This is a genomic window from Pseudomonas sp. SIMBA_068 (genome assembly GCF_046534705.1).
Taxonomy (GTDB): domain Bacteria; phylum Pseudomonadota; class Gammaproteobacteria; order Pseudomonadales; family Pseudomonadaceae; genus Aquipseudomonas; species Aquipseudomonas putida.
Map to the genome: position 1 here is coordinate 1 of NZ_JAWRYI010000037.1, position 681 is coordinate 681.

The following is a 681-nucleotide window of genomic DNA, read 5'->3' on the forward strand; positions in this document are numbered from 1 at the left end:
AGGGCACCAATAACTGCCTTAAAAAAATTACGCCCCGCCCTGCCACTCATCGCAGTACTGTTGTAATTCATTAAGCATTCTGCCGACATGGAAGCCATCACAAACGGCATGATGAACCTGAATCGCCAGCGGCATCAGCACCTTGTCGCCTTGCGTATAATATTTGCCCATGGTGAAAACGGGGGCGAAGAAGTTGTCCATATTGGCCACGTTTAAATCAAAACTGGTGAAACTCACCCAGGGATTGGCTGAGACGAAAAACATATTCTCAATAAACCCTTTAGGGAAATAGGCCAGGTTTTCACCGTAACACGCCACATCTTGCGAATATATGTGTAGAAACTGCCGGAAATCGTCGTGGTATTCACTCCAGAGCGATGAAAACGTTTCAGTTTGCTCATGGAAAACGGTGTAACAAGGGTGAACACTATCCCATATCACCAGCTCACCGTCTTTCATTGCCATACGGAATTCCGGATGAGCATTCATCAGGCGGGCAAGAATGTGAATAAAGGCCGGATAAAACTTGTGCTTATTTTTCTTTACGGTCTTTAAAAAGGCCGTAATATCCAGCTGAACGGTCTGGTTATAGGTACATTGAGCAACTGACTGAAATGCCTCAAAATGTTCTTTACGATGCCATTGGGATATATCAACGGTGGTATATCCAGTGATTTTTTT

The 681-nt window shown here is 44.3% G+C and carries 1 protein-coding gene; it reads right to left on the reverse strand.

Translation table 11 applies throughout. The features are described 5' to 3' along the window. Nucleotides 1–27 precede the first annotated feature (27 nt). Nucleotides 28–681: type A chloramphenicol O-acetyltransferase (gene catA / locus SB756_RS28020; RefSeq protein ID WP_214680055.1), on the reverse strand; the 654-nt coding region annotated here is incomplete at its 5' end.